This is a genomic window from Ochrobactrum vermis, assembly GCF_002975205.1.
GTDB classification, from domain to species: Bacteria; Pseudomonadota; Alphaproteobacteria; order Rhizobiales; family Rhizobiaceae; genus Brucella; species Brucella vermis.
In genome coordinates this window covers 1,498,557-1,524,280 of the sequence record NZ_PCOC01000001.1, presented here as the reverse complement: position 1 = coordinate 1,524,280, position 25,724 = coordinate 1,498,557, and the positions used below count along the sequence as shown (strand labels likewise).

Below are 25,724 nucleotides of genomic sequence, written 5' to 3'. Positions count from 1 at the left end.
CTTGCTGCGTATCGAAGGAGAAAATGCATGAGTGATGCTTTCGACATCAACGACCTGAAACGCCGCATGGAAGGCGCAGTCAATTCTTTGAAGCACGATCTGAACGGTCTTCGTACCGGCCGTGCTTCCGCCAGCCTGCTTGAACCAATCACTATCGAAGCCTACGGCGCTACGATGCCGATCAATCAGGTTGCCAATATCACCGTTCCCGAATCGCGTATGCTTTCGGTCTCCGTCTGGGATAAGAGCATGGTAGGTGCCGTAGAACGTGCCATCCGTGATTCCGGTCTGGGCCTTAATCCGATCACCGACGGTATGACACTTCGCATTCCGCTGCCGGAACTGAACGAACAGCGCCGCAAAGAACTGGTCAAGATCGCGCATCAATATGCAGAACAAGGCCGCATCGCCGCTCGTCATGTCCGTCGCGACGGTATGGACACGCTGAAAAAGCTGGAGAAGGACGGCGACATCAGTCAGGATGATAGCCGGGTTCAGTCTGAAAAAGTGCAGAAGCTGACCGACGAAACCATTGCAGAGATGGATAAGGTTGTTGCAGTGAAAGAAGGGGAGATCATGCAGGTTTAGGCCTTGCATGGTTTTCATTGAGGGAGAGCTTCGCCATGTCCAATCCGCGCCACATCGCCATTATTATGGATGGCAATGGCCGTTGGGCGAAGGCACGCAATTTGCCGCGCAGCGCCGGACACCGGGCAGGCGTGGAAGCTCTTCGCGAGACGGTGCGGGCAGCCGGGGACCGTGGCCTCGGCTACCTCACATTGTTTGCATTTTCTTCAGAAAACTGGTCCCGCCCCAGCGGGGAAGTAAACGACCTTCTGGGTTTGCTGAAGATTTTCATCCGTCGTGACCTTGCAGAACTGCATCGCAACAATGTGCGGGTCAGCATTATCGGCGAACGCGACGAGCTTGCTGCCGATATTCGTGCGCTGTTGATCGAAGCAGAGACGCTCACGCATCGCAATACCGGCCTTAACCTGATCATTGCCTTCAACTACGGTTCCCGCGACGAGATCGTCCGTGCCGTGCGAAGCTTGGCGCGCGATGTTGCTGCCGGGCTACTTGATCCAGCCTCAATCTCCAGTGAACTGGTTTCTGCAAATCTCGATACTGCCGGGATACCCGATCCAGATCTTATTATCCGTACAAGCGGTGAAATGCGCCTGTCGAACTTTCTGCTCTGGCAAGCGGCATATTCCGAGTTTTTGTTCCTGTCCATTCATTGGCCAGATTTCCGCTCGTCCGACCTTGATGCAGCCTATGAGGCTTTTCGCCAGCGCGAGCGTCGGTTTGGGGGAGTAGAAACGCGGGCAGGGCTGGAGGAGCTTGAAGAAGAAATCGCATGCCCTTCGACCAAGGGGGCGGCAGTCTAAGGTGGTTTCCACGAGGCAGCACCACTAAAAAATGCTCTAGTATGGCGTAAGCCAGCCCGTCGAAAGGTCTCAATGTCCAATCTGCAAACCCGTATCATTACTGCCATTGTCCTCGGTACAGCCGCCTTATGGCTGACCTGGGTCGGCGGTCTGGGTTTCACGCTGTTTTCGATTGCGATCGGATTGGCCATGTTCCACGAGTGGACGAGCTTGACCGAATCAAAACAGACGTCGTTTTCGCGTCTGTTTGGCTGGGTATGGCTGGTACTTACCAGTGTACTGCTCGTCATTGACCGAAGTGCATTGCTGACAATTGGCGTTCTGCTGGCGGGCACTCTCATTCTTTTGGTCACGCAATGGAGGGCTGGCCGAGGCTGGCCAGCAGCGGGACTTTTCTATGCCGGTTTCTCTGCTGTGTCGCTCTCGCTTCTGCGCGGTGACGAGCCGTTCGGCTTTACTGCGATTGTTTTCCTCTTCGCCGTTGTCTGGTCCACCGATATTGCAGCTTACTTCAATGGACGGGCGCTGGGCGGACCGAAACTGGCACCGCGCTTTTCACCGAACAAGACATGGTCCGGTGCCATCGGCGGTGCTGCTGCTGCCGTGGCTGGAGGGATTTTGGTGGCGTCTCTGGTGGCTGCTCCAGGCAGCTGGATCGTGCCGCTGCTCGCATTGCTGTTGTCTATTGTTTCGCAGATCGGTGATCTTGCAGAATCATGGGTGAAGCGCCAGTTCGGCGCAAAGGACTCCGGACGTCTTCTGCCGGGACATGGCGGTGTTCTGGATCGCGTTGATGGGCTTGTGGCTGCCGCCGCACTTTTGTACCTGTTTGGTGCAATTTTCGCCGAACCAGACGTGCCGTCCGCGATTTTCTTCAGTTTCTAAGGGCGCAACGGATGAGTTTAGGGGTAGTTCAAAATCCATTCAGCTCTTCGTTGGCTCGATAGTGTTTTGTAAGGAGTAGTGATTTGCAGGAGGCGTTGGCCTTTTTTCTGGGTGGCGAAAGCCTGCTTGTCGGGACCATCATTCCATTTCTCTTTGTTCTGACCGTTGTGGTCTTTGTCCATGAAATGGGCCATTATCTGGTTGCGCGCTGGTGCGGCATTGGTTCACAGGCTTTTTCTATCGGCTTTGGACCTGAGTTGATCGGTTTCACGGATAAGCACGGAACACGGTGGAAGATTTCTGCCATTCCGCTTGGCGGCTATGTCAAGTTCATTGGTGATGAGAGCGCCACGAGTTCTCCTGTCGACGTCGATAGTGCAAAACTGAGTGAGGATGAACAGCAAAGGGCATTTCACACTCAACCTGTGTGGAAGCGCGCGGCGACCGTCTTTGCGGGGCCTGCATTCAATATCATTCTGACGGTTATTATCTTCAGCGTCTTCTTTGCGCTTTATGGCCGGCAGATTTCTGATCCGCTCATCGCTGGCGTGCAGCCAGGTAGCCCAGCAGCAGAAGCAGGGTTTGAAGCTGGGGATCGCTTCATCAGCGTTGATGGCGAAAAGATCACAACTTTTTCAGACGTGCAGCGCATCGTATCCGGTCGTGCGGGAGACAAGCTGAATTTCAGCGTCGAGCGTGATGGCAAGATGGTGGATCTGCAGGCTGTTCCGGCAATTGTCGAACGAACCGATCCGCTTGGGAACAAGATCAAGCTTGGCGCCATTGGTGTGGAAACCACTGAAGCTGTCGGTAATTTTCGCCGGATTGAATATGGTCCCCTCGAATCAGTGGGGCAAGCTGTCATGGAGACAGGCTATATTATCAGCCGCACAGGAGAGTTTTTCCAGCGGTTCGCAGTAGGGCGCGAGGATAAATGCCAGCTTGGCGGTCCGGTCAAGATCGCCAACATGGCTGGCAAGGCGGCAAGTCAGGGTTTTGATTGGCTCATTCAACTGATGGCGATGTTGTCCGTCGGCATAGGGCTTTTGAACCTGTTTCCGCTGCCTCCGCTGGATGGCGGTCATCTGGTTTTTTATGCAGTCGAGGCCATAAAGGGTAGTCCGGTATCTGCTGCAGCGCAGGAAATTTTCTACCGTGCCGGGTTCCTTCTTGTTATGGGATTCATGGGGTTCGTACTTTTCAACGACCTGTTTGCCTGCTAGATGACTCTCCGGCTGGCTCAGGTGGTGATCTTGGGGATCGGTGCAGGCTGGAGGGTTCCAGTCAGCTAACCGCTATGATGCGTGCCTTCGCCGATGAGGATCGGGGAAGGTGTTAAACAGAAGTGAAAATTGGGAGTGACTGCTAGAAAAGCTAAGCGATTTGTTTACCATAACGCTTAAATCGCGTGGCGCGGATGCCACGCTGGTTGCTTAAGTAAACAGAATTTAACCGTGACGCTTGCTTGTATGGAAAAACCGGGTATGACGGTTGTATCTGTACGTGCTTTTCTGGGTTAATCGCCCCGGGGACAGAAAAACGAAGGTTCGGAAAGCCTATGACGGCAAGTTCTAAATTCTTTGGCGCCGCATCTGCGCTCGCCATGTCAGTGGCTCTTGTGGCTTCGGGTACTGCTGCACTCTCGCTGGCTTCGGTCAATGTTGCCGAGGCTGCTGTCGTTAGCCGTATCGAGGTACGCGGTAATACCCGCGTCGACGCACAGTCCATCCGTGACAACATCGAGATTCGCCCGGGCAAGGCTTTCACCAGCGCCGATATTGATGCTGCGGTGAAGCGCCTGTTCGCAATGGGCCTGTTTTCGGATGTTCGCATCAATCAGTCCGGCAGTACGCTCGTTGTGAATGTTTCCGAGCGTTCGGTCGTTAACAATGTCCTTTTCCAGGGCAACAAGAAGATCAAGGATCCGGATCTCGCTCGCGCAGTTCAGCTCAAGGCTCGCTCGCCTTATGACGCTGCAACGATGGAAGCCGACGTTGAGGCTATCAAGGGTGCTTATGCACATATCGGGCGCAGCGATGCGACTGTGAATGCGCGTACTGTCGATCTTGGTCAGGGGCGTGTGAACGTCGTCTATGAGATCAACGAAGGTTCGCGCACGAAGATCGCAAACGTCGATTTCGTCGGTAATCAGGCATTCGGCTCCCGCCGTCTGCGTGATGTAATCTCGACCAAGCGTTCAAACCCGCTTTCGTGGCTGACGCGTAACGACGTGTATGACGAAGGTCGTCTTCAGGCTGACGAGGAAACGCTCCGTCGTTTCTATTACAATCGCGGCTATGCGGATTTCCGCGTCATCTCATCGAATGCGGTTCTCGATCCTTCGACGAACGAATACACGATCACCATCACGGTTGATGAAGGTCAGCGCTATACGTTCGGCAATGTAAGCGTCGAAAGCAACGTTGACGGTGTTGACGGGCAGGCTCTGGACCATCTGGTCAAGACGCGCTCCGGTAAGCCTTACAGCGCCAAGGAAATCGAAGATTCGGTACTAGCAGTTACCGAAAATGTTGCTGGTAGTGGCTATGCCTTTGCAAAGGTCGAGCCGCGCGGTGATCGCGATTTCGAAAATCACACCATCTCGGTCGTTTACAGTGTTGACGAAGGTCCGCGCGCTTACATCCAGCGTATTGAGATCCGCGGCAATGACAAGACCCGTGACTTTGTGATTCGTCGCGAATTTGACATGAACGAAGGTGACGCTTTCAATCAGGTCATGGTGCAGCGTGCGAAGCGTCGTCTCGAAGCGCTCGATTTCTTCCAGACGGTCAATATTTCTACCGCGCCTGGTTCCGAGCCGGATCAGGTTATTCTGGTCGTCGACGTTGTCGAAAAGTCGACGGGGGAATTCTCGATCGGTGGTGGTTACACGACTGGTGGCGAATCGCCGGGTGCTCAGGTTGAAGCTGCTATCACCGAGCGTAACTTCCTCGGACGTGGCCAGTATATTCGTATCAGTGCCGGTGCCGGTCAGGACGATATGCGCAATTACGGCCTGTCGTTTACCGAGCCGTATTTCCTCGGTTACCGCCTTTCGGCCGGCTTTGATGTTTTCCGTCGTACGTATCGCGTAAATGACGATTACGACGTCGAGCAGACCGGTGGTACGATCCGTTTCGGTCTTCCGATCACGGATAATTTCTCGGCCGGTCTCGCGTATAACTTGGTTCAGGAAAAGTATGACCTGTTCCGTGCGGATGCCGATAATTATTATGCTCCTGCCTTGCTTGAGGCTGCGGAACATAGTCCATGGCTCCGTTCGTCGGTCAGTTATTCGTTGACCTACAACTCCATCGACGACATGAAGAATCCGCATGACGGCCTTTACGGCAAGTTCACGCAGGAGTTTGCTGGTCTCGGTGGCGATGCCAAGTACATCAAGACCACGTTCAAGGGTAACTACTACAAGACGCTTTCTCAGGAAGCCGATATCGTCGGTATGCTGGGCATTGGCGGCGGTTATATCCATGAATTTGGCGATGATGGCGTTCGTATTTTCGACCTGTTCAAGAACAATTCGGACATCATTCGCGGCTTCAAGTTCAACGGTATTGGTCCATATCAGGACGCCGCAAACGGCAAGCGTTACTGGATGGGTGGAACGACCTATATCAACGGTACGGCTGAAGTTCAGTTCCCGATGCCGCTTGTTCCTGAAAGCCTTGGTATCCGTGGCGCCTTGTTCGCCGATGCGGCAACGCTTTATGGCAACGACTCTTCGCAGGGTGGCTCGCCAATTTATGGTGACGACAAGAAGCTTCGTGCTTCGGCAGGTGTGAGCTTGATGTGGGCTTCGCCGTTCGGTCCTCTGCGCTTTGACTATGCGTTCCCGATCGCGAAGGCTGATACCGACAAGGTTCAGAACTTCAATTTCGGTGTCTCGACCAAGTTCTAATAGATTTGCCTTTTCCCGGGGTGTAATAACCCCGGGGAAGAAAGTGTTTTGATGGCAGATCCTGTTTTTTTCGCGCCTTCGCGTGAACTCACGATTGGCGATATAGCAGATTTTACCGGTGCAAGACTTCGGGATCCGAAGTTTGCGCCGCGTTCTGTTGCGCGTTTATCTTCTCTGAAAGATGCGGCCGATGGTTCTCTTGCTTTCGTTGAAGGCAAGAAGTATGCCGACGGCCTGTCCTCGATCAGCGCCGCAGGCGTCCTATGTACGGAAGCCTTGGTGGACAGCGTACCGTCGCATATAGCAGCATTGGTTACCCGTAGTCCGCAACGGGATTTCGCATCCGTCGGTCGAATGCTGTTTCCAACATCTGTCAGGCCGGTTAGCTGGTTTGGAGAAACAGGTGTTTCTGCAGGGGCGATTATTCATCCGACCGCACATATCGAAGATGGCGCGACCATCGAAGCCGGAGCGGTGATCGGGAAGGGTGTGACCATTGGCTCCGGTACGTTGGTTGCTTCAACGGCCGTCATCGGCGAGGGTAGCCAGATCGGTCGCAACAGCTATATTGCGCCAGGTGTAACCGTTCAGTGCGCTTTCATAGGCAATCAGGTTTCGCTTCATCCGGGTGTTCGCATAGGACAGGACGGTTTCGGCTACGTTCCCGGTGCCGCTGGTTTGGAAAAGGTTCCCCAGCTTGGTCGGGTCATCATTCAGGATAATGTCGAGATTGGCGCCAATACCACGATTGATCGTGGTTCGTTGAATGACACCGTCATTGGTGAAGGTACGAAGATCGATAATCTCGTTCAAATCGCACATAACGTGCGGTTTGGTCGTTTCTGTATCGTTGCGGCACATTGCGGCATTTCCGGCAGTTGTGTCATTGGCGATCAGACCATGTTGGGTGGGCGCGTGGGGCTTGCTGACCATTTGATTATCGGCTCGCGCGTTCAGGTTGCCGCAGCAAGCGGTGTTATGAATGACATACCCGATGGGGAACGCTGGGGTGGTATTCCCGCGCGGCCTATCAAGCAGTGGTTCCGCGATATTGCGAACATCCGCAGCATCGGGCAATCGAGAAAGGAACAATCCTCTGATGAGTGATGCAAATCAGACAAAGCTGGAAGCAGCAGATATCCAGGATCTTCTGGCAGTGTTGCCGCATCGCTATCCCTTTTTGCTGATCGACAGGATTGTCGACATTGACGGTGACGTCTCTGCAACCGGCATCAAGAATGTGACGATCAACGAGCCGCATTTCGCCGGGCACTTCCCCGAAAAACCGATCATGCCGGGCGTACTGATCGTTGAAGCCATGGCGCAGACCGCAGGTGCTATTTCGCTGCTTCAGCGTAAGACCGGACGCCCCGGTGTGGTCTATTTCATGACCATAGACAATGCGAAATTCCGTCGCCCGGTTATACCGGGAGACCGGCTTCTGCTTCATGTAAAGAAGATCAAGCAACGCGCAAATATCTCGAAATATGAATGCATCGCCGAAGTTGATGGTGTAAAGGTTGCGGAAGCTGAAGTCGCTGCCATGATCAGCACAGCTGAAGAAAGCCAGTGAGCATATCGATGAAAGAAACATTCATTCACCCCACCGCTCTTGTGGAGCAGGGTGTGGAACTGGGGCAGGGTGTGTCTGTCGGCCCCTTCTGTCACATTCAGTCTGGCGCCGTCATCGGCGACAATTCGGAATTGATGAGCCACGTAGTGGTAACCGGTGCAACGACGCTCGGCGCAGGCGGAAAGGTTTATCCGCATGCTGTTCTGGGGTGTGACCCGCAGAACAATAAGCATAAGGGCGGTCCTACCAAGCTGAATATTGGTATAAACTGCCTTATCCGCGAAGGCGTGACCATGCACAAAGGGTCGGACAGCGCGCGGGGTTACACTTCGGTCGGTGATAACTGCTCGTTTCTGGCTTATGCGCACGTGGCACATGACTGTGATATTGGCGATTACGTCACATTTTCCAACAACGTGATGATTGGCGGTCATACGACAATCGGGCATCATGCCATTCTCGGTGGCGGGGCGGCGATACATCAGTTTGTGCGCGTTGGACATCACGCTTTTGTTGGCGGCATGGCTGCGGTTGTGAGCGATCTAATCCCTTATGGCATGGCGATTGGTGTGCACGCTCATCTGGGCGGATTGAATATAGTCGGTATGAAGCGCTCGGGCATGGAACGCAAAGAGATCCATAATCTCCGTCATGCAGTTCGGATGCTGTTCGACCGCACGAAGCCAATTCGAGATCGTGCCAAGGACGTTCTGACTACGATACCTGACTCTCCGGCTGTCATTGACATGATCGATTTCATCAATGTCGATACCAAGCGGGCCTACTGTACACCTCCGCTTGACGCGGTCCATGGTGCGGCCGGGCATGACAGCAGCGAAGATTGAGGAAATACCGCGTTTCGCAAATGATGCGGGACGCGTTGCGATTATCGCTGGCAATGGTCTGTTGCCGATCAATGTGGCCAATGCCCTCGCTGCCGCAGGAAAGTCGCCTTTCCTTGTGCCGTTGCGAGGAGAAGCCGATCCGATACTTTACGAATACGAACACCAGGAAATTTCGATCGTTGAGTTTGCAAAACTCGTGCGCTCCATGAAGGCTGCCGGCGTGGATCGGGTTGTCCTTGCCGGAGGAGTGACAAGCAGGCCCCATGTCAGCGACCTGAAGTTTGACTGGCCTACTTTACGTGCGGTGCCTTACGTTTTACGTGCGCTGGGGCAAGGAGACGATGCTCTATTGCGCGCTTTCATAGGTCTGCTGGAATCCTTTGGTTTCAAAGTTGTCGGAGCTCACGAGGTGGTCCCGGATTTGCTTTCCCCGTCACCAGCTCAAGTCTTGACTCGAAAGATACCAGACGCCCGAGAACGTCATAATCTTGAACTTGCGATGGAAACTGCACTTCGTCTGGGTGATCTTGATGTCGGGCAGGGTGCGATTGCAATTGGCGGTCGTGTTGTGGCTCTCGAAGGGGCAGAAGGCACCGATCAGATGATAGATCGTGTACGCGAGTTGCGTGCAGCCGGTCGCATACCTCGGCGAGGCGGCGTTCTTGTGAAGATGGCGAAACCGCAACAAGACGAGAGGGCGGATCTTCCGACTATTGGAATCTCGACGATAGATAAAGCCGTGCAGGCAGGTTTGTCTGGAATAGCGGTTGAGGCGGGCAGAACATTCATTCTAGGCTTCGGCGAGACCATCGCTGCGGCAAACGACAAAGGCCTTTTTATAGAAACGGTCAGTCGTAAAAGAAAGGATATCAAGAAGTGAGCACCACCAGCCGGCCATTGAAAATAGCAATCGTGGCCGGTGAAGAATCCGGTGACCTTCTTGGCGCAGATCTGATTGATGCGCTGCGGACCCAAACGGACCGGCTGGTCGATATTGTAGGGGTCGGAGGCGATCACCTCGCAGCTCGTGGAATGAAATCCTTTTTTGATCCACATGAAATTGCACTTATGGGGCTGGGCGCGATTCTCAAAAATTTGCCGGGCCTGATGTTGCGCATCGGGCAGACGGCACGACGCATTGTTGCAGAGAAGCCGGATTGCGTACTTCTGATCGACAGTCCTGAATTTACACATCGCGTTGCCAGAAAGATCAGGGCGGCGAACCCGTCAATTCCCATTGTGAAATATATAGCGCCGAGTGTGTGGGCCTGGCGTCCGCAGCGCGCCCGGGCCATGAAGGCTTATTTCGATCATGTATTGACTATTCTTCCGTTTGAAGTTGAGGTCATGCAACGGTTGAGCGGACCGAGCGCCACTTATGTCGGGCATCGCCTTTCCAGCTATGAACCGATATTGGATGCACGGGCTGAGCAGAAAGCTCTGGAAGCCCAACGGACTGTTGAAACCCGGAAAACCTTGCTTGTTCTGCCTGGCTCGCGTCGGACTGAAATCCAAATGCTCATGGAGCCGTTCGGGAGGGCTGTTGGCGAACTTGCTGCACGGTTCGAGAAGCTCGATGTCGTTTTGCCAACACTGCCCCGTATTGAGGAAATGGTACGGGATCTTTCTAAGAATTGGGCCATCAAGCCGCTGATTGTGCTGGGCGACGAGGAAAAGTGGAAGGCGTTTTCCCGGGCCGATGTGGCGCTCGCGGCTTCAGGAACCGTCTCGCTGGAGCTCGCCCTCTCGCGCATTCCGAGTGTGCTTTCCTATAAAGCGGATTGGTTCGCACGCAAGTTTCTGATGCCCAAGATCACGATCTGGAGCGCGGCCTTGCCAAACATCATTGCCGACGAGCCGGTCGTTCCCGAGTATTTTAATGAATTTGTTCGTCCGGGAATGCTCGCCCGTTACCTTGAGCGGTTGATGCATCCCGGATCAGCACGACAGGCGCAACTGGACGGTTTTGATAAAGTCGCTTCGATCATGTCAACCGAGCGCCCGTCTGGCGAGATCGGCGCGCGGGTCATTCTGGAACTCGCAAGCAATTCCAAGAGCTGAAGTTCAGCCGCTAACAAGACATAAAAAACCCCGGTTACCAAAGGCAACCGGGGTTTTCTTGTAGATCGGATACTTATTTGCGCTTTGCGAGCGGCACGTAATCGCGTTCGGGAGCGCCTGTATAAAGCTGGCGCGGACGACCGATTTTCTGCTGTGGATCCTCGATCATTTCCTTCCACTGTGCGACCCAGCCGACGGTGCGGGCGAGTGCAAAGAGAACCGTGAACATTTCTGTTGGGAAGCCGAGAGCCTTCAGGGTGATGCCTGAATAGAAGTCGATGTTCGGGTAAAGCTTCTTCTCGATGAAGTACTCATCCGTCAGGGCGATCTTTTCGAGTTCCATTGCAACGTCGAGCAATGGATCATCCTTGATGCCGAGTTCGCCCAGAACTTCATGACAAGTCTTCTGCATGATCTTGGCGCGCGGATCATAGTTCTTGTAGACGCGGTGGCCGAAGCCCATCAGGCGGAACGGATCGTTCTTGTCCTTTGCGCGGGCGATGAATTCAGGAATGTGGTCAACAGAACCGATTTCAGCAAGCATGTTGAGTGCGGCTTCGTTTGCGCCGCCGTGGGCCGGGCCCCAGAGACAAGCAACGCCAGCAGCAATACACGCAAAAGGATTGGCGCCTGAAGAACCGGCGAGGCGCACGGTTGAAGTCGAGGCATTCTGTTCATGATCCGCATGGAGGATGAAGATGCGGTCCATGGCGCGCGCCAAAACCGGATTAACTTTGTAATCCTCGCACGGAACGCCAAAGCACATATGCAAGAAGTTCGACGCGAAATCGAGGTCGTTCTTCGGATACATGAAGGGCTGGCCGATATGGTATTTGTACGCCATGGCGGCAAGTGTCGGAACCTTGGCGATCAGACGGATCGACGCAACCATACGCTGATGTGGGTCCGTGATATCGGTGGAATCGTGATAGAATGCTGACATCGCACCGACACAGCCGACCATCACTGCCATCGGATGGGCGTCACGACGGAAGCCCGTGAAGAACTTCGTCATCTGTTCGTGAATCATCGTGTGGCGCGTCACACGATAGTCGAAGTCAGACTTCTGTGTTGCGGTCGGCAGTTCGCCGTAGAGAAGCAGATAGCAGGTTTCCAGAAAATCACCGTGTTCGGCGAGCTGATCGATCGGATAGCCGCGATAGAGCAGGGTGCCTTCGTCGCCATCGATGTAAGTGATCTTGGATTCGCACGATGCGGTCGACGTGAAGCCCGGATCGTAGGTGAACATCTGGGAATTCTTGTAGAGTGGACCGATATCAACGACGTCTGGTCCGACAGTGCCTTGTCGCACAGGCAGGTCGAATGTTTTGCCTTCTAGTGTAAAGCTGGCTGTCTTATCTGACATCGTGTTTCCTTTCATTTCCACTTTGCCGCCCGCACGACGGCAGAATTGTAATCGTCGTTATAATTTGTCTTTTATCTCTTGGAATGGTCCCCGCCCCTGTGGGGACCATAAGCGTTTAACGCATTATCCTAACGAATTTGCCCGTCAAACTATCCCAAACGGTTCGCGATGCAATGCGTAATTTGAACTATTTAAGTGGGTTTTGTCACGTCAGCGTGAATGATCCCACCTTAAACGATTTGATCGCGAATACGCCCCAAGGACTCTTCACGTCCAAGGACGAAAAGCACATCGAATACGCCCGGGGAGGTGGTGCGACCGGTCAAGGCTGCCCGTAAAGGTTGTGCAATCTTGCCCAGTTTCAGGCCGGTTTTCTCTGCGTGAGTCCGTATAACGGCATCGAGTGATTCAGCAGTCCACTCGCTTGCTGACTCCAAATCCGGGAGTACGGATTTAAGTACCTCGCGGCCTTCCTCATTCAGGAGAGATGCTGCCTTCTCATCCAGATCGAGCGGACGAGCAGCGAAGATGAACTTCGATCCGTCGGCCAGTTCTACCAGAGTTTTGGCGCGATCCTTCAGGCCAGGCATGGCGGCTAGCAATTGTGCGCTTCGCTTGTCGTCCAGAGCATCGGCAATTTCCTTGCCGCCTTCAATTTCCGGCAGAACGGCGACGAGTGCGTCGTAAAGCGCTTTATCATCGCTGGCGCGCATATAGAGGCCGTTGATTGCCTCAAGCTTTTGAAAGTCGAAACGGGCCGCGCCCTTGTTGATGTCCTTGACGTCGAACCATTCGATCATTTGTTCCGTTGACATGATTTCGTCATCGCCGTGGCTCCAGCCAAGGCGGACGAGATAATTGCGCAATGCTGCCGACAGATAGCCCATGGCGCGATAAGCATCGACGCCAAGAGCGCCATGACGCTTGGAGAGTTTTGCGCCATCGGCACCGTGGATCAACGGAATATGCGACATTTGCGGCACGTCCCAACCCATTGCATCATAGATGACGGTCTGTCGCGCGGCGTTGGTAAGATGATCGTCGCCGCGAATGATGTGCGTCACGCCCATGTCGTGATCGTCAACAACAACCGCATGCATATAGGTCGGCGTACCGTCAGAACGGAGAATGATGAAATCATCGAGATCCTTGTTCGGGAAACGCACATCGCCCTGCACAGCGTCCTGCACGAGGGTTTCGCCTTCCTGCGGAGCCTTGATACGGATGACCGGCTTCACGCCTGCTGGTGCTTCAGACGGATCGCGATCACGCCAGCGGCCATCATAACGCGGCGGACGGCCTTCGGCGCGCGCTTTCTCGCGCATTTCCTCCAGCTCTTCCGGCGTTGTATAGCAATAGTATGCCTTGCCATGAGCGACGAGTTCTTCCGCTACTTCCCGATGGCGAGGCGCGCGTTCAAACTGCGAGATGGCGTCGCCGTCCCAATCCAGACCCAACCAGGTCAGCCCATCGAGAATGGCAGCCGTCGCGGCGTCTGTGGAACGTTCCCGGTCGGTATCTTCGATGCGCAGCAGCATCTTGCCGCCGTTGTGTTTGGCATAGAGCCAGTTGAACAATGCAGTACGCGCACCACCAATGTGCAGATACCCCGTGGGCGAGGGGGCAAAACGGGTAACAACCGGTTTCGACATGATAGCTCCACTATGTCATGCGCCTTTTCAGAGCAGCGGCGAATGCCGAGACGCTGGCGCAAACTTGAATTCTGACGCCTGCGGGAAAAACTCCGGCAGGTAATCGGGGTTCCTGATGCGAACCCACTCGATTTCGGCTGCGGTTCATGTAGCATAGGCAGCAATGTGCGCAAGGGTTTCGCATCCCTTTCGTACTGATGTGCCGTCGTTCTTTCGGAGTGTTTTGACGGTTTGGGCTAACTTTTGCGGTCAGGCGGGGGGCATGACAGGCATCAGGGAAGCGAGTGATGCAAACGAACGGGCGCTTGTCAGAAGCATGCCCGATGGTTTGGTGCGCACTCTGTTGCCAGAGGCCTGGCCCCAGAATGAAACGGAACTCCCGGCAAATCCAGAGTCAGTAAAGCCGCCTGTACCCCGCCTGCGTGAAGGTTTCCTCTCTATTCCCTTCGTTGCGACGGATCAGATCAGGACAGCGATTGAAACTGAAGCCGGGCGAGGCGTATTTTTTCTCTTGCTGCCAGTTTTCGCCGGTATTGGTGCAATCATCTATTTCACGCTCTCATTCGAACCCTCATGGACACCGCTTCTGTCCATGCTTGCGATTGCCATTATCTTGCGAATTGCAATGCGCAGGCACCACGTCGCTGGGCAAGGCATAACATTGGCCATCGCTTTGGTGACTGGTCTTGTAGTCGGCAAATGGGAGACGGAACGCCGTGCGACACCGATGCTGGGTTCTGATGTGGCGACACGCGTAACGGGTCGGGTTGTTGCTCTTGAATACCAGGATAATGGCAGCTGGCGGATAACGCTTGATGTGCTCCAGACCGAACGCCCGAAACTCCGTTTTCCACCCAAGCGCATCCGCATCAATGCAAGGGACATTCCGGCGTCGACCGTGATCGGTGGCGGACTGACAGGCTTTGTACGACTGCGTATCCCGTCAGGCCCAGTTCGCCCCGGCAATTATGATTTCTCGTTCCACACTTACTTCAATGGGATCGGTGCCAATGGTTTTTTTCTCGGAATCCCCAAAGCGACGCCGGTTTCTCCGCCAGATGAACTGACTGCGGAAATTTCTCAGTGGATTGCCATGCTGCGCGTTCGGGTTTCGGAACGGATTGAAGAGGTGATTGGTGGGGAGGATGGCAGTGTCGCTTCTGCGCTCGTAGCAGGTACGCGTGCAGGGATCAGCGAGCAGACCAATGAAGATCTGCGCAAAGCGGGACTAGCGCATATTCTGTCGATCTCCGGCTTGCATATGGCACTAGCCGCCGGGGTCGTCATGCTGACGTTGCGGTCACTTTTCGCGCTGTTTCCCGCCTTCAGTGTACGGCATCCTGTGAAGAAGTATGCGGCATTTCTCTCTCTGCTAAGCTGTACCTTCTATCTTGCTATGTCAGGTGCGGATGTCGCCGCACAACGTAGTTATATAATGATCTCGATCATGCTCGGAGCATTGCTGGTGGATCGAGCTGCCATCAGCATGCGTAATCTGGCGATTGCAGCTATCGCCATGATCGCAATCTCGCCGCACGAGATATTGGGGCCGAGTTTTCAAATGTCTTTCTCAGCCACAGCCGCGTTGATTGCCGGTTATGCCTGGTGGAGTGAGCGCAGCGCGAGCAGACAGATTGGTAAGGAAAAGCGTGGCAGGACCACCCATGGCTTTGCTGGAAGAATCCTGAAACCGATCACGGCTGCAGCCGCCACTTCAGTCATTGCCGGACTGGCCAGCGGAGTTTTTGCTGCTTATCATTTCAACAATACCGCACCGTTAGGCCTGCTTGGCAACGTTCTAGCCGAGCCCGTAATAGCGCTCCTCGTGATGCCGTTCGCTGTCTTCGGTCTCGTGCTAATGCCGCTGCAACTGGACTGGGTGCCTTTGCAGATCATGGGGTGGGGAATTTTCACCGTCAGGCATATTGCCGCCCTTGTTGCGGCATGGTCCCCCGACGGCAATCCGGGGACGATGCCGGCACTCACTCTCGTTCTGTGGACCATTGCGCTCGTTCTGGCTGTTGTTCTGTCTACCAGACTGAAGGTACTGGCGCTTCCGTTCATTGCTGTTGGGCTCGTTGTTTTCATCAGGGAGCCTTTGCCCGATATCGTAATATCGGAGGATGCCAAACTGGTAGGCGTCCGATTGGCGGATGGCAGGTTCGCGATCAATCGAAACCGCCCCTCGCAATTTACGATCGATAATTGGAAAACCGCTTATCTGATAGAAGAGTTTATCGTGCCGCCATCAGGCAAAAACAAGAAACGAACGGGTGGGAATGGGTTTGAATGCGAAGATGGATTGTGCACGATCAATCTGCGCGATGGTCGCACACTTGCCTATACGGCAAACATCGCAATGCAAGAGATAGCCTGCAATATCGGCGATGTGGTTATTCTCGCGGTTCCCGGCAAAAACGCGTCGTGCGGTCGTTCCAAAACTCTGAGCATCAGTAAACGCGATCTGGCGCTGAAGGGAGCTGTGGAAATCAGACTCGGGAAAGCACCAGAACCAAACCAAGCTTTCCAGGCTTTATCGATAGTTTCGTCCGAAACAATAAAACCAGACGTCGGGCAGGCGATATCTGATCTGCAACACGATAACCGAATAACATTTGCAGTCGATACGCCAAGCCGTCCTTGGCATTTGCATCGCATCCATTCGCGTCCGGCGCGCGGCTTGCCCGAACGTGAGTACAAGTCCAAATCTCGAGCTGTCAAAAACGCAGCGAGCTGCACATCAGACGCCGACGACGAAGCAAATCGCTGCAAATGATTCTCGAACGCTTCCAATTAAAAATGAACTATGGATCCGCTCGATCTCTTTGCCTTACGTATTTCCTACGTAAAGCCGCTTCGTTCTTTTGTTGGAAATGCTCTAGTAGCGGCGGATCAGGCCGACAAGCTTACCCTGCACACGAACACGGTCAGGTCCGAATATTCGTGTTTCGTAAGCCGGATTAGCGGCTTCAAGAGCTATGGATGCTCCCTTGCGACGAAAGCGTTTCAAAGTTGCTTCTTCGTCATCGACAAGCGCCACCACGATTTCACCTGGATTTGCGGATTCGCCACGCTTGATAATGACGGTGTCTCCGTCGAAAATTCCGGCATCGATCATTGAATCGCCTTTGACCTCAAGAGCGTAATGCTCGCCCGCGCCGATCATTTCGGGCGGAAGGCTGAGGGAATGGGTTTGATTCTGAATCGCGGAGATGGGCACGCCGGCAGCAATCCGCCCCATAACCGGTATGGATACAGTTCCGGACGTGTCGTCATTCGTAGCTACAGGGGCAGGGCGTCCCGGTGAGGGCGGCGGCGGCGCTTTGCCCAGACTACCTTCGATAACGCTAGGGGCGAACTTCTTTTGCGCATTGAGCCCCGGTGCGATGGAATCAGGCAGGCGCAAAACCTCAAGCGCACGTGCTCTGTTCGGCAGGCGGCGGATGAAACCACGCTCTTCCAGAGCCGTAATCAGACGATGGATACCCGATTTTGAAGCCAGATCGAGTGCTTCTTTCATTTCATCGAAAGACGGCGGAATGCCTGTTTCTTTCAGACGTTCGTGAATGAACAGCAGAAGCTCGTGCTGTTTACGGGTTAACATGCGCGACACCCTCCCGACCAAGAATTGAGAAAAACAAAACCAGAACGAACACTATATGTTCCAGTCTTGTTCTGCAATGGTTTTAAATCCATTAACGCTCCGAGTGAGAATGGGCGGAACGTTTTGACACGAGAGCGTCATTGGTGGGAAATTTTAGATTAGAAGCGATATAATATATATATTATAATTAGTTATATGATTTCTCTCATAATTAGAAAAGCCGGAATCTGTCTTTGATCTACAGCATAAGGACGCGACAATCGTCGCCGATTGAGGCAGCGGACGCGTTCTCATCTCTGATGAGAAGTGCTTTTGAGCCGACGAGAGCCGAGAGCATGGACGAATCCTGGACCGGAAATGGCTTCGCGATCAGCGTTCCATCCGGAGTTGATTCGATTGTAACCCGGATATAATCGCGGCGATGGTCATTTGCAGGTAGGGAAGCACCAAGCTTCGCAGGCCGGATGTCGGCATCAAGGTTGGTTCCGGCCAGCTTGGCGACAAGCGGACGGAGGAAAACTAGACTGCAGACGAGGCTCGAAACAGGATTACCGGGCAAGCCTATCACATGCACAATTTTGCCATTCACACCGATGCGTCCGTACATCAGTGGTTTGCCCGGCCTCATGGCGATCTTCCAAAAATCGAGATCGACTCCCAATTTTTGAAGCGCGCCGTGCACAAAATCTCGATCCCCGACGGACGCGCCGCCGATCGTAACCAGAATGTCGATGCCGCTTTGCAGGCTGTCTGCTATTGCTTGTTCGATTTTGGCAGGATCGTCCGGAATGATCCCCTTGTCTGCAGGGCTGCCGCCCGACCGCCTTATGATTTCGGCGATTCCCACACTGTTCGACGCAACAATTTGGTCCTTTCCGGGTGTTTCACCCGGTGCGACAAGTTCATCACCGGTCGCAACGATTGCCACCTTGGGTTTTTGGAATACGTCGATTTTCGCGTTCCCGCTTGCAGCGGCTAGCGATAAGGCGGCGGCATCCAGCTCACGTCCGCTCGAAATGACGATGTTACCGGGCGAAAAATCGAGGCCCGCGCGGCGTATATGCCGTCCTGGCTCCATTCCTTCGAGAACAGTGAGCCGGTTACCCGAACGCTCGGTGTGTTCCTGAATGACAATTGTGTCTGTGCCTTTGGGTAGTGGCGCTCCGGTGAAAATGCGAACCGCCTGTCCGATCCCCAATTCGCCTTCGAAGCGATTGCCCGCCGCCGATTCGCCTATTACGTCGAACTCAACAGGATAAGAGATGTTGTCGGGCGCGATCAGGGCATAACCGTCCATCGCCGACCCGTCGAAGGGCGGCTGGAGAAAATGTGCGAGCACAGGTGTTGCAACCACGCGTCCACCCGCATCGGACAAAGCGACTTGTTCTGTGCCGTGCGGTTCCGCGGATTTCAGGATGCGGGCCAGTGCTTCATCGACCGGGAGAAGGGACATTGCGTTTCCTCTCGAACTGAATTGTTGGCCCGTTTAGAGCATAAAGCCTGTCTGGAAGAATTGATCCAGAGCAAAGTTCAGCGGCTCAGGCTTTCCAGTCACCTGATTTACCGCCGCTTTTTTTGGTAACGCGGATGCCGCCGATCTCCATATGTTTGTCAACGGCTTTGGCCATGTCATAGATCGTAAGACACGTGACGGAAACGGCGGTGAGGGCTTCCATTTCCACGCCCGTGCGTCCTTTGAGCTTGGCGACTGCGCGAACGCGCAAACCGGGTAGTGCCTGATCCGGTTCGATGTCGACAGCGACTTTGGTCAGCATAAGCGGATGGCAGAGGGGAATCAGGTCGGCGGTCTTTTTTGCCGCCATGATGCCTGCCAGACGCGCAGCGCCAATGACGTCGCCCTTAGTGGCATTGCCTTCCAGGATGATCGCCAGCGTTTCCGGCTTCATTCTGACCGATCCTTCGGCCGTGGCTTGACGTTCAGTTTCATCCTTCGCCCCAACATCCACCATATTGGCAGCGCCGGTCTGGTCGATATGGGTGAGCTTGGATACCATTGGTCAGGCCTTGCCGGTCAGGAGTTCACGGGTAGCCGCCGCGACATCTGCCTGGCGCATCAGGCTCTCTCCGATGAGGAACGTCCCGATTTCAGATTTTTCCAGACGCAGGCAATCTTCGTGTGTGAATATGCCGCTTTCACCAACCAGAACGCGATCGGAAGGTGCCATTTTCGACAGGCGTTCCGAAACAGCGAGATCAACTTCAAATGTACGCAAATTGCGATTGTTGACGCCGAGCAGACGGGACGAAAGCTTCAGTGCACGTTCCATCTCGGTCTCGTCGTGCACTTCGATGAGTGCATCCATACTGAGCTCGAACGCGGTTTCTTCCAGCGCTTTCGCCAGATCATCGTCGACGCTGGCAAGAATGATCAAAATACAGTCCGCTCCCCAACTGCGGGCTTCATGCACCTGATAGGTATCGAACAGAAAATCTTTGCGCAGGGCCGGGAGACTGCAAGCATTGCGAGCTGCCGTCAGAAATTCTGGCGCTCCCTGGAAGGACGGCGTGTCAGTCAGCACGGAGAGACATGCAGCACCACCAGCCTCATAGGCTTGCGCTAGTTCAGGCGGGTCGAAATCAGGGCGGATAAGGCCCTTCGACGGGCTTGCCTTCTTGATTTCGGCGATCAGCGCGAATTCACCGGCGGCGCGTTTTGCCTCGAGCGCCGCGAGGAAACCACGCGGTGCTTCCTGATCCTGTGCTCGTGCCTTCAAATCGGCGACGGTGCGTTCGGCCTTGGCTGCGGCGATTTCTTCGCGCTTGTAAGCCTCGATCTTACGCAGAATGTCGGTGGACATGACTTAATCCTTTCCGTCAGGCAACTTTGTCGTTCGAAACGGCAATCACCTTCTGCAAAACAGCAAGTGCTGCACCGCTGTCGATGGATTGCGCCGCGATGGCGATGCCTTCTTTCAGATCTTTCGCCTTGTCCGCAATGACGAGTGCCGCGCCCGAATTGAGCAGGACGATGTCTCGATAGGCATTTTTATCGCCTTCAAGCACACCCAGCAGAGCCTTAGCGTTCAGCGAAGCCTCTCCACCCTTCAGTTCTGCCGGATCGCAACGACGGAGGCCAACGTCTTCAGGCGTGATTTCAAAGGTACGGATTTGGCCGTTCTCAAGGGCGGCAACTTGTGTCGTGCCCGCAGTGGTCATTTCGTCGAGCCCGTCACCATAAACAACCCAGGCGGCTTCGGAGCCAAGCTCCTTGAGAACTTCGGCCAACGGTACGAGCCATTGCGGTGCGAATACTCCGACAAGCTGACGCCTGACGCTGGCCGGATTGGAAAGGGGGCCGAGCAGATTGAAGATGGTGCGTGTTCCAAGTTCAACGCGGGAAGGACCCACATGGCGCATGGCAGAATGGTGCATCGGTGCAAACATGAAACCGAGGCCGGCTTCGGTGATGCTGCGGCCGATAATGCTCGCGTCAGCCTCAATGTTGATGCCGAGCGCGGCCAGCGCATCGGCTGCGCCCGAACGTGAGGAGAGGGCGCGGTTACCATGCTTGGCGACAGGCACACCGGCACCAGCGACAACAAACGCCGAGCAGCTTGAGACGTTGTAGGAACCCGACTGGTCACCACCTGTTCCGACAATATCGATCGCATCGGCAGGAGCTGAAACCGCCAGCATCCGCGATCGCATGGACGCAACCGCACCAGCAATTTCCGGTACAGTTTCACCGCGAACGCGCAACGCCATCAACAGCCCGCCGATCTGCGACGGGGTTGCCTGTCCCGACATCATGATATCGAAGGCAGCCCTGGAGTCCTCAAGCGAAAGCGGCTCGCCCGATGCGGCTTTCGCGATATAGGGTTTTAGATCAGCCATTTTGGATGCCCATCGTCCTTAGAACGCCAGAGCGTTGTTGATGACGGCCTGATTTATCTTCACAGGGTACTGTTTCTGCAATTCGCCGACGAGCTGTTCGAGAACATCATCCGAGAGTGACGTCGCCAGATATTTCTGCTGCTGTTCCGGAATAGCTTCCGGGCCGGCTCCCGCAGGTTCGGTTACTTCAACAACCTTGAACAGAATCTGGGCATCGTCCGAAGGTGCCGCCGCGCTACCGGTGAAACCATCTGCTCCCCGGAAAATCTGTGCTGCTGCAGCCGTTCCGATATCAGCATCGTTGGTCGTGCGGATGACACCGCGCTTGGTCTGCTTCTCGACGCCCAATTCGGAGGCAATCGTGTCGAGTGTCGCGCCGCCATCGAGGCGCTTCTTCAGTTCTTCCACACGCTGGTTGAGACGCTTTACAGCTTCCTCGCCCTTCCATGCAGCTACAACCTTGTCCTTGACTTCGTCGAGCGTACGCTCACGTGCCGGAGTTACACCATCGATCTGGTACCAGAGGTAGCCGACATTGCCCATGGTAAGGGCGTCGTTGTCAAACCCTTGATCAGCCTGGAAGGCAGCAGAAAGCAATGCTTCGGAGTTTGGTAGCTGAACTGGATTGCCGGAAGGATCGTTGCCCTCGGCGTCAACGGCTTCCACAGTGACGGATTTGAGGCTCAGCTTCTTTGCCACATCGGCCATGGATGCGCCGTCGGACCGATCCTGCTCATAGGAGTCATGAATACCGCCGATGCTGCTTGCTGCGATATTGCTTGCAAGTGTGGTGCGAATTTCGCTTTCAACTTCGGCTAGTGGCTTCACGTGAGCCGGCTCGATCTTCGTCACGCGCAGGATAACGGGACCAAAGCCGCCCTTGACGACCTGGCTCACACCATTTTCCGAAAGCGCAAACGCTGCATCGGCAACCGCCTGATCAGGAATAGCGGACTTTTCGAACGAACCAAGTTTCAGGTCGTCTTCGGTTTTGCCTTGTTCCTTGCCGATGTCGACAAAGCTGGTTCCTGCGGCGATTTTCTGCTGGGCAGCTTCAGCCGCAGCATCATCAGCAAAGCTTAACTGCTCGATGGCGCGCTTTTCGATTGTGGAGAAGCGGTCCTTGTTCTTTTCGTAATATTCGTTGATTTCATCCTGTGTGACAGCAGACGGATCGGCAATATCTGCCGGTTCCAGCTTCACATAGGTTATCTTCCGATACTCCGGCGCCTTATATTCGTCCTTGTGGGCGTCAAAATAGGTTTTGAGCGCATCGTCGGACGGGGCAGGGACTGCATCGGCTTTTTCAGCCTGAATGGTCACGTAATCAACGCTGCGGGTTTCACCCTGATAAAGGGCCAGCGCCTTCAACGCCGCATTCGGAAGCTTGATGCCATCCGTTGCAGCTTCCACGATCTGCTGGCGGCGAGCGACCTTCGCACGATTGTCGAGGTAATCCTGCGCACGAATGCCGGATTGACGAAGAACCGCATCGAACTGCGCACGATTGAAATTGCCGCTTGCATCATGGAAAGCAGGATCTTCGCCGGTCAGCCGAGCAATTCCGTCCTTGGACAGGCCGAGCTGCATGGTCCGCGCCCCCTCATCCAGAACCACGCCAGCTGCGAGCTGGGCGAGTACCTGATTTTCGATGCCAAATGCTTTCGCCTGTTCGCGCGTCAGACGCTGGCGAAACTGCTGCGACAGACGCATCATCTGTTGCTCATAGGCGAAACGATAATCAGTGGCGCTTACTTCGGAATCGCCAGCCGTCAATGCGGCGTTGCCTGTCAGGCCGCCGCGAAAGACATCGGAGATGCCCCAGATCGCAAAGCTCAGTACAAGCAGGCCAAGCAGAAGTTTGGCGACCCAGGATTGAGCGGCGGAGCGCAGGCTGTCGAGCATTGGAAACCCTTCAAGAATAAATCGAAGCTCGGCTTTTATAGATAGAGCCAGTCAGGGGATAACCTCAAGCCAGCCCTATATGCAAGGTCTCATTGCATATAGGCACTCAAGAACATTTGCATTGCGGCACGAATACGCTTAGTCAGTGGCAAATTTTGGCGCTGGCCCGCTTTCGAGAGGCGGTTGCGCCTGCTGTTTTGAACAGGCGAGGAGAATGAAATGACTCCGGGAATCCGTCCGCTGGTTGCTGGCAACTGGAAGATGAATGGCACGGGAGAAACCCTGACCGAATTGCGTGCGATTGCTGCCGGTCTAAGCTCCGATCTTGGCCGCAAGCTTGATGCAGTTATCTGCGTACCAGCGACACTTCTTTCTCGCGCAGCGGAAACGCTCGAAGGTGAAACTGTCGGCCTCGGTGGCCAGGACGCTCACCACAAAGTATCCGGTGCGCATACGGGCGATGTTTCTGCTGAAATGCTTAAAGAAGCTGGCGCCACGCATGTGATCATCGGTCATTCCGAGCGCCGGACTGACCATCTGGAAAGCAATGAGGTTGTTTTCGCCAAGATTGAGGCCGCATGGGCTGCCGGGTTGATCTCGATTGTTTGCGTCGGCGAGACTGCCGATGAGCGCAAAGCGGAGCGTACCCTTGATGTGATCGGCAAACAGCTTGCTGGTTCTTTGCCGGATGCCGTGAATGCCGAGAACACAATCATCGCTTATGAACCTGTCTGGGCAATTGGCACAGGGTTGACGCCGACGGTGCAGGACGTGCGGGCCGCGCATGCATTCATGCGCGAGCAAATGATCGAGCGTTTCGGCACGAAAGGCGCGCATCTTCGGCTGCTTTACGGCGGTTCAGTCAAGCCTTCCAACGCAATCGAATTGCTCGGCGTCGCGGACGTTGACGGTGCGCTCGTTGGTGGGGCAAGCTTGAAGGCCAGTGATTTTCTCGCCATATGCGAAACCTATCGTAATTTGTAACCGGCACATCATGTCTGTCTATCTTGGTCTCGGGGCTTGGATTATCGGACAATAGCGTGTAAAGAGCCGCTCTAGTTTTAGGGATATAAAGACCGTAACCCATGCAGACCGTAATCATTGTCATTCACTTGTTGATCGTGCTGGCGCTTGTCGGCGTTGTGCTTATCCAGCGTTCGGAAGGCGGCGGCCTTGGTATTGGCGGTGGTTCGGGGTTCATGACGGCTCGCGGTGCAGCGAACGCGCTGACCCGCACGACGGCCATTCTTGCGATAGGTTTCTTCGCAACCTCGCTTATTCTTGGTATCATGGCGCGCTACGGCGAAAAGCCGACCGATATCCTCAATCGTATCCCGGCGGCAACCGGTAGTCAGACTGCTCCTGCAGGCGGCAATGGCGGCATTCTGAACCAGCTGGGCGGTGAGTCGTCGCGTCCTGACGCCAATCAGACCGCACCGGTAGCTCCGGGCGCTGCGGCACCGGCAACGCAGCCTGATGCTACCCAGCCGCAGGCTCCGGTCGTTCCGGAAACGCCAGCCAACCCGGTTCCAAGTTCGCAGTAAAAAACCGAGCAAAATGAACGCAATGCGAAACCGGCCCTTGAGGCCGGTTTTCTTTTTGTTAACTATGACACTCCAAAGTGTTGCAGCTAGGCAATAGGCTGCCGCGAATCGCATTGCAGAATGATGGCGGCGAATTGAGAACCGGATCGCTTTGCAGTAAGGAGAGCGAAAGTCTGGTCGCAATCAATGCGGCGGATGTTTCTCCCTCGTGCTTGAATTTTCGGGAACCGAACATGTTTTCACGCCGTATTCTGATGGCAGGTATTGCAAGTCTTTGTTTTGGAGCGACTGCTCCGGCATTTGCAACTTCGCCGGTAAGCGCTGAAGCGCAGCTCAATGAAGCTTCCGCATCCGTTCAGCAGGTTGCTCTTTCAAGCGATGCCAAGGCTAATCCTGAAAAGCCGAAAAAGAAAAAGGCTTCCAAGAACGGCAACGCCGTGAAAGCCAATAAATACAGTATCGATCCGAAGTTCCGCGCGCAGGAAGTAGCCTTTACCGGTTATAAGCCGGGCACCATCGTGATCGATCCGAAACAACGTTTCCTTTATCTTGTTGAAACGTCGTCGACTGCTCGCCGTTACGGCATTGCTGTGGGCAAGCAGGGATTGGAATTTAAGGGCACCGGAACAATCAATGCGAAGCGCGAGTGGCCGCGCTGGATTCCGACCAAGGAAATGATCGAGCGCGATCCGGCTCATTATGGTCGTTTCAAGAACGGCATGGATGGTGGCCCGGGTAACCCGCTTGGTTCCCGCGCCCTTTACTTGTTCCAGGGGAGCAAGGACACCTACATCCGCATTCACGGTACCGTTCAGCCCTGGACCATCGGTAGCTCAGCTTCCAATGGCTGCTTCCGCATGATCAATGAAGACGTGATGGATCTTTACGAGCGGGTCGGTCTTGGCACCGAAGTGGTTGTTCTCTGATCTGTAAATGACTATCTGAATGTGGCCGGGCTTGCGGGCTCGGCCTTTTCTTTTGCGTCAGTTGCTATTCTAGCTAGTGGAAGCTGTGGATTTCGAGCTTCGACATGGCTTTATCTGAATAGAGGCGCTAGAGAATGCAGATGTATTCGCTCCGGGGTTTCTGGCTCCGGTTTTTCTTTGTGTAATGACGATTACCGCCTG

Annotated in this window: 21 protein-coding genes and 1 pseudogene; 14 read left to right on the top strand and 8 right to left on the bottom strand. The window is 54.6% G+C overall.

All coding sequences use genetic code 11. The features are described 5' to 3' along the window. The first annotated feature begins 27 nt into the window (after nucleotides 1-27). The 10 genes from frr to lpxB all read left to right on the top strand — a co-directional run bounded on the left by frr (nucleotide 28) and on the right by lpxB (nucleotide 10,671). A complete protein-coding gene (frr, locus tag CQZ93_RS07515) occupies nucleotides 28-588 on the top strand; it encodes a ribosome recycling factor (RefSeq protein ID WP_105542026.1) in 561 nt (186 codons plus the stop codon). Nucleotides 589-623: 35 nt separating this feature from the next. Then, complete coding sequence (locus CQZ93_RS07510) at nucleotides 624-1,391, top strand: isoprenyl transferase (RefSeq protein ID WP_105542025.1); 768 nt, start codon at nucleotides 624-626, stop codon at nucleotides 1,389-1,391. Between the two features lie 72 nt (nucleotides 1,392-1,463). After that, the gene (locus CQZ93_RS07505; protein ID WP_105542024.1) at nucleotides 1,464-2,276 is read left to right on the top strand and encodes a phosphatidate cytidylyltransferase; all 813 of its coding nucleotides are present in this window, start codon (nucleotides 1,464-1,466) and stop codon (nucleotides 2,274-2,276) included. Between the two features lie 83 nt (nucleotides 2,277-2,359). Next, nucleotides 2,360-3,499, top strand: a complete 1,140-nt coding sequence (gene rseP, locus CQZ93_RS07500; RefSeq protein ID WP_105542023.1) for an RIP metalloprotease RseP — start codon at nucleotides 2,360-2,362, stop codon at nucleotides 3,497-3,499. 335 nt (nucleotides 3,500-3,834) lie between these two features. Continuing rightward, nucleotides 3,835-6,192: an outer membrane protein assembly factor BamA gene (gene bamA, locus CQZ93_RS07495; RefSeq protein WP_286152574.1), complete on the top strand. Its 2,358-nt coding sequence runs from the start codon at nucleotides 3,835-3,837 to the stop codon at nucleotides 6,190-6,192. A gap of 51 nt (nucleotides 6,193-6,243) precedes the next feature. After that, nucleotides 6,244-7,299 carry a UDP-3-O-(3-hydroxymyristoyl)glucosamine N-acyltransferase gene (gene lpxD, locus CQZ93_RS07490; protein ID WP_105542022.1) on the top strand — a complete coding sequence of 352 codons (1,056 nt, stop codon included), beginning with the start codon at nucleotides 6,244-6,246 and terminating at the stop codon, nucleotides 7,297-7,299. Next, nucleotides 7,292-7,765, top strand: coding sequence for a 3-hydroxyacyl-ACP dehydratase FabZ (fabZ, locus tag CQZ93_RS07485; RefSeq protein ID WP_105542021.1), 474 nt, complete (start codon nucleotides 7,292-7,294; stop codon nucleotides 7,763-7,765). Before lpxD ends, fabZ begins: the two co-directional genes overlap by 8 nt. An 8-nt stretch (nucleotides 7,766-7,773) precedes the next feature. Continuing rightward, nucleotides 7,774-8,610 (top strand): acyl-ACP--UDP-N-acetylglucosamine O-acyltransferase, encoded by an 837-nt coding sequence (gene lpxA / locus CQZ93_RS07480; RefSeq protein ID WP_105542020.1) that lies wholly within the window; start codon nucleotides 7,774-7,776, stop codon nucleotides 8,608-8,610. Continuing rightward, nucleotides 8,591-9,490, top strand: a complete 900-nt coding sequence (locus CQZ93_RS07475; RefSeq protein ID WP_105542019.1) for an LpxI family protein — start codon at nucleotides 8,591-8,593, stop codon at nucleotides 9,488-9,490. The genes lpxA and CQZ93_RS07475 overlap by 20 nt, the downstream gene beginning before the upstream one ends. Then, nucleotides 9,487-10,671 (top strand): lipid-A-disaccharide synthase, encoded by a 1,185-nt coding sequence (gene lpxB / locus CQZ93_RS07470; RefSeq protein ID WP_105542018.1) that lies wholly within the window; start codon nucleotides 9,487-9,489, stop codon nucleotides 10,669-10,671. The genes CQZ93_RS07475 and lpxB overlap by 4 nt, the downstream gene beginning before the upstream one ends. Before the next feature lie 73 nt (nucleotides 10,672-10,744). Here the strand turns inward: lpxB and gltA are convergent, their stop codons facing one another. After that, nucleotides 10,745-12,037 (bottom strand): citrate synthase, encoded by a 1,293-nt coding sequence (gltA, locus tag CQZ93_RS07465; protein WP_105542017.1) that lies wholly within the window; start codon nucleotides 12,035-12,037, stop codon nucleotides 10,745-10,747. Nucleotides 12,038-12,267: 230 nt separating this feature from the next. Then, nucleotides 12,268-13,689 (bottom strand): glutamate--tRNA ligase, encoded by a 1,422-nt coding sequence (gene gltX, locus CQZ93_RS07460; protein WP_105542016.1) that lies wholly within the window; start codon nucleotides 13,687-13,689, stop codon nucleotides 12,268-12,270. 472 nt (nucleotides 13,690-14,161) lie between these two features. Between gltX and CQZ93_RS07455 the strand changes: the two are divergent. Next, a pseudogene (locus CQZ93_RS07455) lies at nucleotides 14,162-16,465 on the top strand (ComEC/Rec2 family competence protein); the annotation flags it as partial. Between the two features lie 102 nt (nucleotides 16,466-16,567). Here CQZ93_RS07455 and lexA read toward each other — a convergent pair. The 6 genes from lexA to CQZ93_RS07425 form a co-directional block, all read right to left on the bottom strand. Beyond that, entirely contained in the window at nucleotides 16,568-17,293 is a 726-nt protein-coding gene (lexA, locus tag CQZ93_RS07450; protein WP_105542014.1) for a transcriptional repressor LexA, read from the bottom strand. Nucleotides 17,294-17,531: 238 nt separating this feature from the next. Beyond that, on the bottom strand, nucleotides 17,532-18,746 hold the full coding sequence (locus CQZ93_RS07445; protein WP_105542013.1) for a molybdopterin molybdotransferase MoeA: 1,215 nt from the start codon (nucleotides 18,744-18,746) through the stop codon (nucleotides 17,532-17,534). Between the two features lie 85 nt (nucleotides 18,747-18,831). Next, a complete protein-coding gene (gene moaC, locus CQZ93_RS07440; RefSeq protein ID WP_105542012.1) occupies nucleotides 18,832-19,308 on the bottom strand; it encodes a cyclic pyranopterin monophosphate synthase MoaC in 477 nt (158 codons plus the stop codon). A 3-nt stretch (nucleotides 19,309-19,311) separates the two neighbouring features. Continuing rightward, nucleotides 19,312-20,112 carry an indole-3-glycerol phosphate synthase TrpC gene (trpC, locus tag CQZ93_RS07435; RefSeq protein ID WP_105542011.1) on the bottom strand — a complete coding sequence of 267 codons (801 nt, stop codon included), beginning with the start codon at nucleotides 20,110-20,112 and terminating at the stop codon, nucleotides 19,312-19,314. Nucleotides 20,113-20,128: 16 nt separating this feature from the next. Continuing rightward, on the bottom strand, nucleotides 20,129-21,148 hold the full coding sequence (gene trpD, locus CQZ93_RS07430; RefSeq protein ID WP_105542010.1) for an anthranilate phosphoribosyltransferase: 1,020 nt from the start codon (nucleotides 21,146-21,148) through the stop codon (nucleotides 20,129-20,131). 18 nt (nucleotides 21,149-21,166) lie between these two features. After that, on the bottom strand, nucleotides 21,167-23,053 hold the full coding sequence (locus CQZ93_RS07425; RefSeq protein WP_105542009.1) for a peptidyl-prolyl cis-trans isomerase: 1,887 nt from the start codon (nucleotides 23,051-23,053) through the stop codon (nucleotides 21,167-21,169). Between the two features lie 219 nt (nucleotides 23,054-23,272). On the opposite strand from CQZ93_RS07425, the gene tpiA reads away from it, so the two are divergent. The 3 genes from tpiA (at nucleotide 23,273) to CQZ93_RS07410 (ending at nucleotide 25,523) form a co-directional block, all read left to right on the top strand. After that, the gene (gene tpiA / locus CQZ93_RS07420; protein WP_105542008.1) at nucleotides 23,273-24,037 is read left to right on the top strand and encodes a triose-phosphate isomerase; all 765 of its coding nucleotides are present in this window, start codon (nucleotides 23,273-23,275) and stop codon (nucleotides 24,035-24,037) included. A 101-nt stretch (nucleotides 24,038-24,138) separates the two neighbouring features. Continuing rightward, nucleotides 24,139-24,597, top strand: a complete 459-nt coding sequence (secG, locus tag CQZ93_RS07415) for a preprotein translocase subunit SecG (protein WP_105542007.1) — start codon at nucleotides 24,139-24,141, stop codon at nucleotides 24,595-24,597. A gap of 233 nt (nucleotides 24,598-24,830) precedes the next feature. Continuing rightward, nucleotides 24,831-25,523 carry a L,D-transpeptidase gene (locus CQZ93_RS07410; RefSeq protein WP_105542006.1) on the top strand — a complete coding sequence of 231 codons (693 nt, stop codon included), beginning with the start codon at nucleotides 24,831-24,833 and terminating at the stop codon, nucleotides 25,521-25,523. Nucleotides 25,524-25,724 lie beyond the last annotated feature (201 nt).

What these genes read in the sequence shown, in the direction of transcription:
- frr (WP_105542026.1), top strand. Translation starts at nt 28, where the DNA reads ATGAGTGATGCTTTCGACATCAACGACCTGAAACGCCGCATGGAAGGC.
- CQZ93_RS07510 (WP_105542025.1), top strand. Translation starts at nt 624, where the DNA reads ATGTCCAATCCGCGCCACATCGCCATTATTATGGATGGCAATGGCCGT.
- CQZ93_RS07505 (WP_105542024.1), top strand. Translation starts at nt 1,464, where the DNA reads ATGTCCAATCTGCAAACCCGTATCATTACTGCCATTGTCCTCGGTACA.
- bamA (WP_286152574.1), top strand. Translation starts at nt 3,835, where the DNA reads ATGACGGCAAGTTCTAAATTCTTTGGCGCCGCATCTGCGCTCGCCATG.
- lpxD (WP_105542022.1), top strand. Translation starts at nt 6,244, where the DNA reads ATGGCAGATCCTGTTTTTTTCGCGCCTTCGCGTGAACTCACGATTGGC.
- fabZ (WP_105542021.1), top strand. Translation starts at nt 7,292, where the DNA reads ATGAGTGATGCAAATCAGACAAAGCTGGAAGCAGCAGATATCCAGGAT.
- lpxA (WP_105542020.1), top strand. Translation starts at nt 7,774, where the DNA reads ATGAAAGAAACATTCATTCACCCCACCGCTCTTGTGGAGCAGGGTGTG.
- CQZ93_RS07475 (WP_105542019.1), top strand. Translation starts at nt 8,591, where the DNA reads ATGACAGCAGCGAAGATTGAGGAAATACCGCGTTTCGCAAATGATGCG.
- gltA (WP_105542017.1), bottom strand. Translation starts at nt 12,037, where the DNA reads ATGTCAGATAAGACAGCCAGCTTTACACTAGAAGGCAAAACATTCGAC.
- gltX (WP_105542016.1), bottom strand. Translation starts at nt 13,689, where the DNA reads ATGTCGAAACCGGTTGTTACCCGTTTTGCCCCCTCGCCCACGGGGTAT.
- lexA (WP_105542014.1), bottom strand. Translation starts at nt 17,293, where the DNA reads ATGTTAACCCGTAAACAGCACGAGCTTCTGCTGTTCATTCACGAACGT.
- CQZ93_RS07445 (WP_105542013.1), bottom strand. Translation starts at nt 18,746, where the DNA reads ATGTCCCTTCTCCCGGTCGATGAAGCACTGGCCCGCATCCTGAAATCC.
- moaC (WP_105542012.1), bottom strand. Translation starts at nt 19,308, where the DNA reads ATGGTATCCAAGCTCACCCATATCGACCAGACCGGCGCTGCCAATATG.
- trpC (WP_105542011.1), bottom strand. Translation starts at nt 20,112, where the DNA reads ATGTCCACCGACATTCTGCGTAAGATCGAGGCTTACAAGCGCGAAGAA.
- trpD (WP_105542010.1), bottom strand. Translation starts at nt 21,148, where the DNA reads ATGGCTGATCTAAAACCCTATATCGCGAAAGCCGCATCGGGCGAGCCG.
- CQZ93_RS07425 (WP_105542009.1), bottom strand. Translation starts at nt 23,053, where the DNA reads ATGCTCGACAGCCTGCGCTCCGCCGCTCAATCCTGGGTCGCCAAACTT.
- tpiA (WP_105542008.1), top strand. Translation starts at nt 23,273, where the DNA reads ATGACTCCGGGAATCCGTCCGCTGGTTGCTGGCAACTGGAAGATGAAT.
- secG (WP_105542007.1), top strand. Translation starts at nt 24,139, where the DNA reads ATGCAGACCGTAATCATTGTCATTCACTTGTTGATCGTGCTGGCGCTT.
- CQZ93_RS07410 (WP_105542006.1), top strand. Translation starts at nt 24,831, where the DNA reads ATGTTTTCACGCCGTATTCTGATGGCAGGTATTGCAAGTCTTTGTTTT.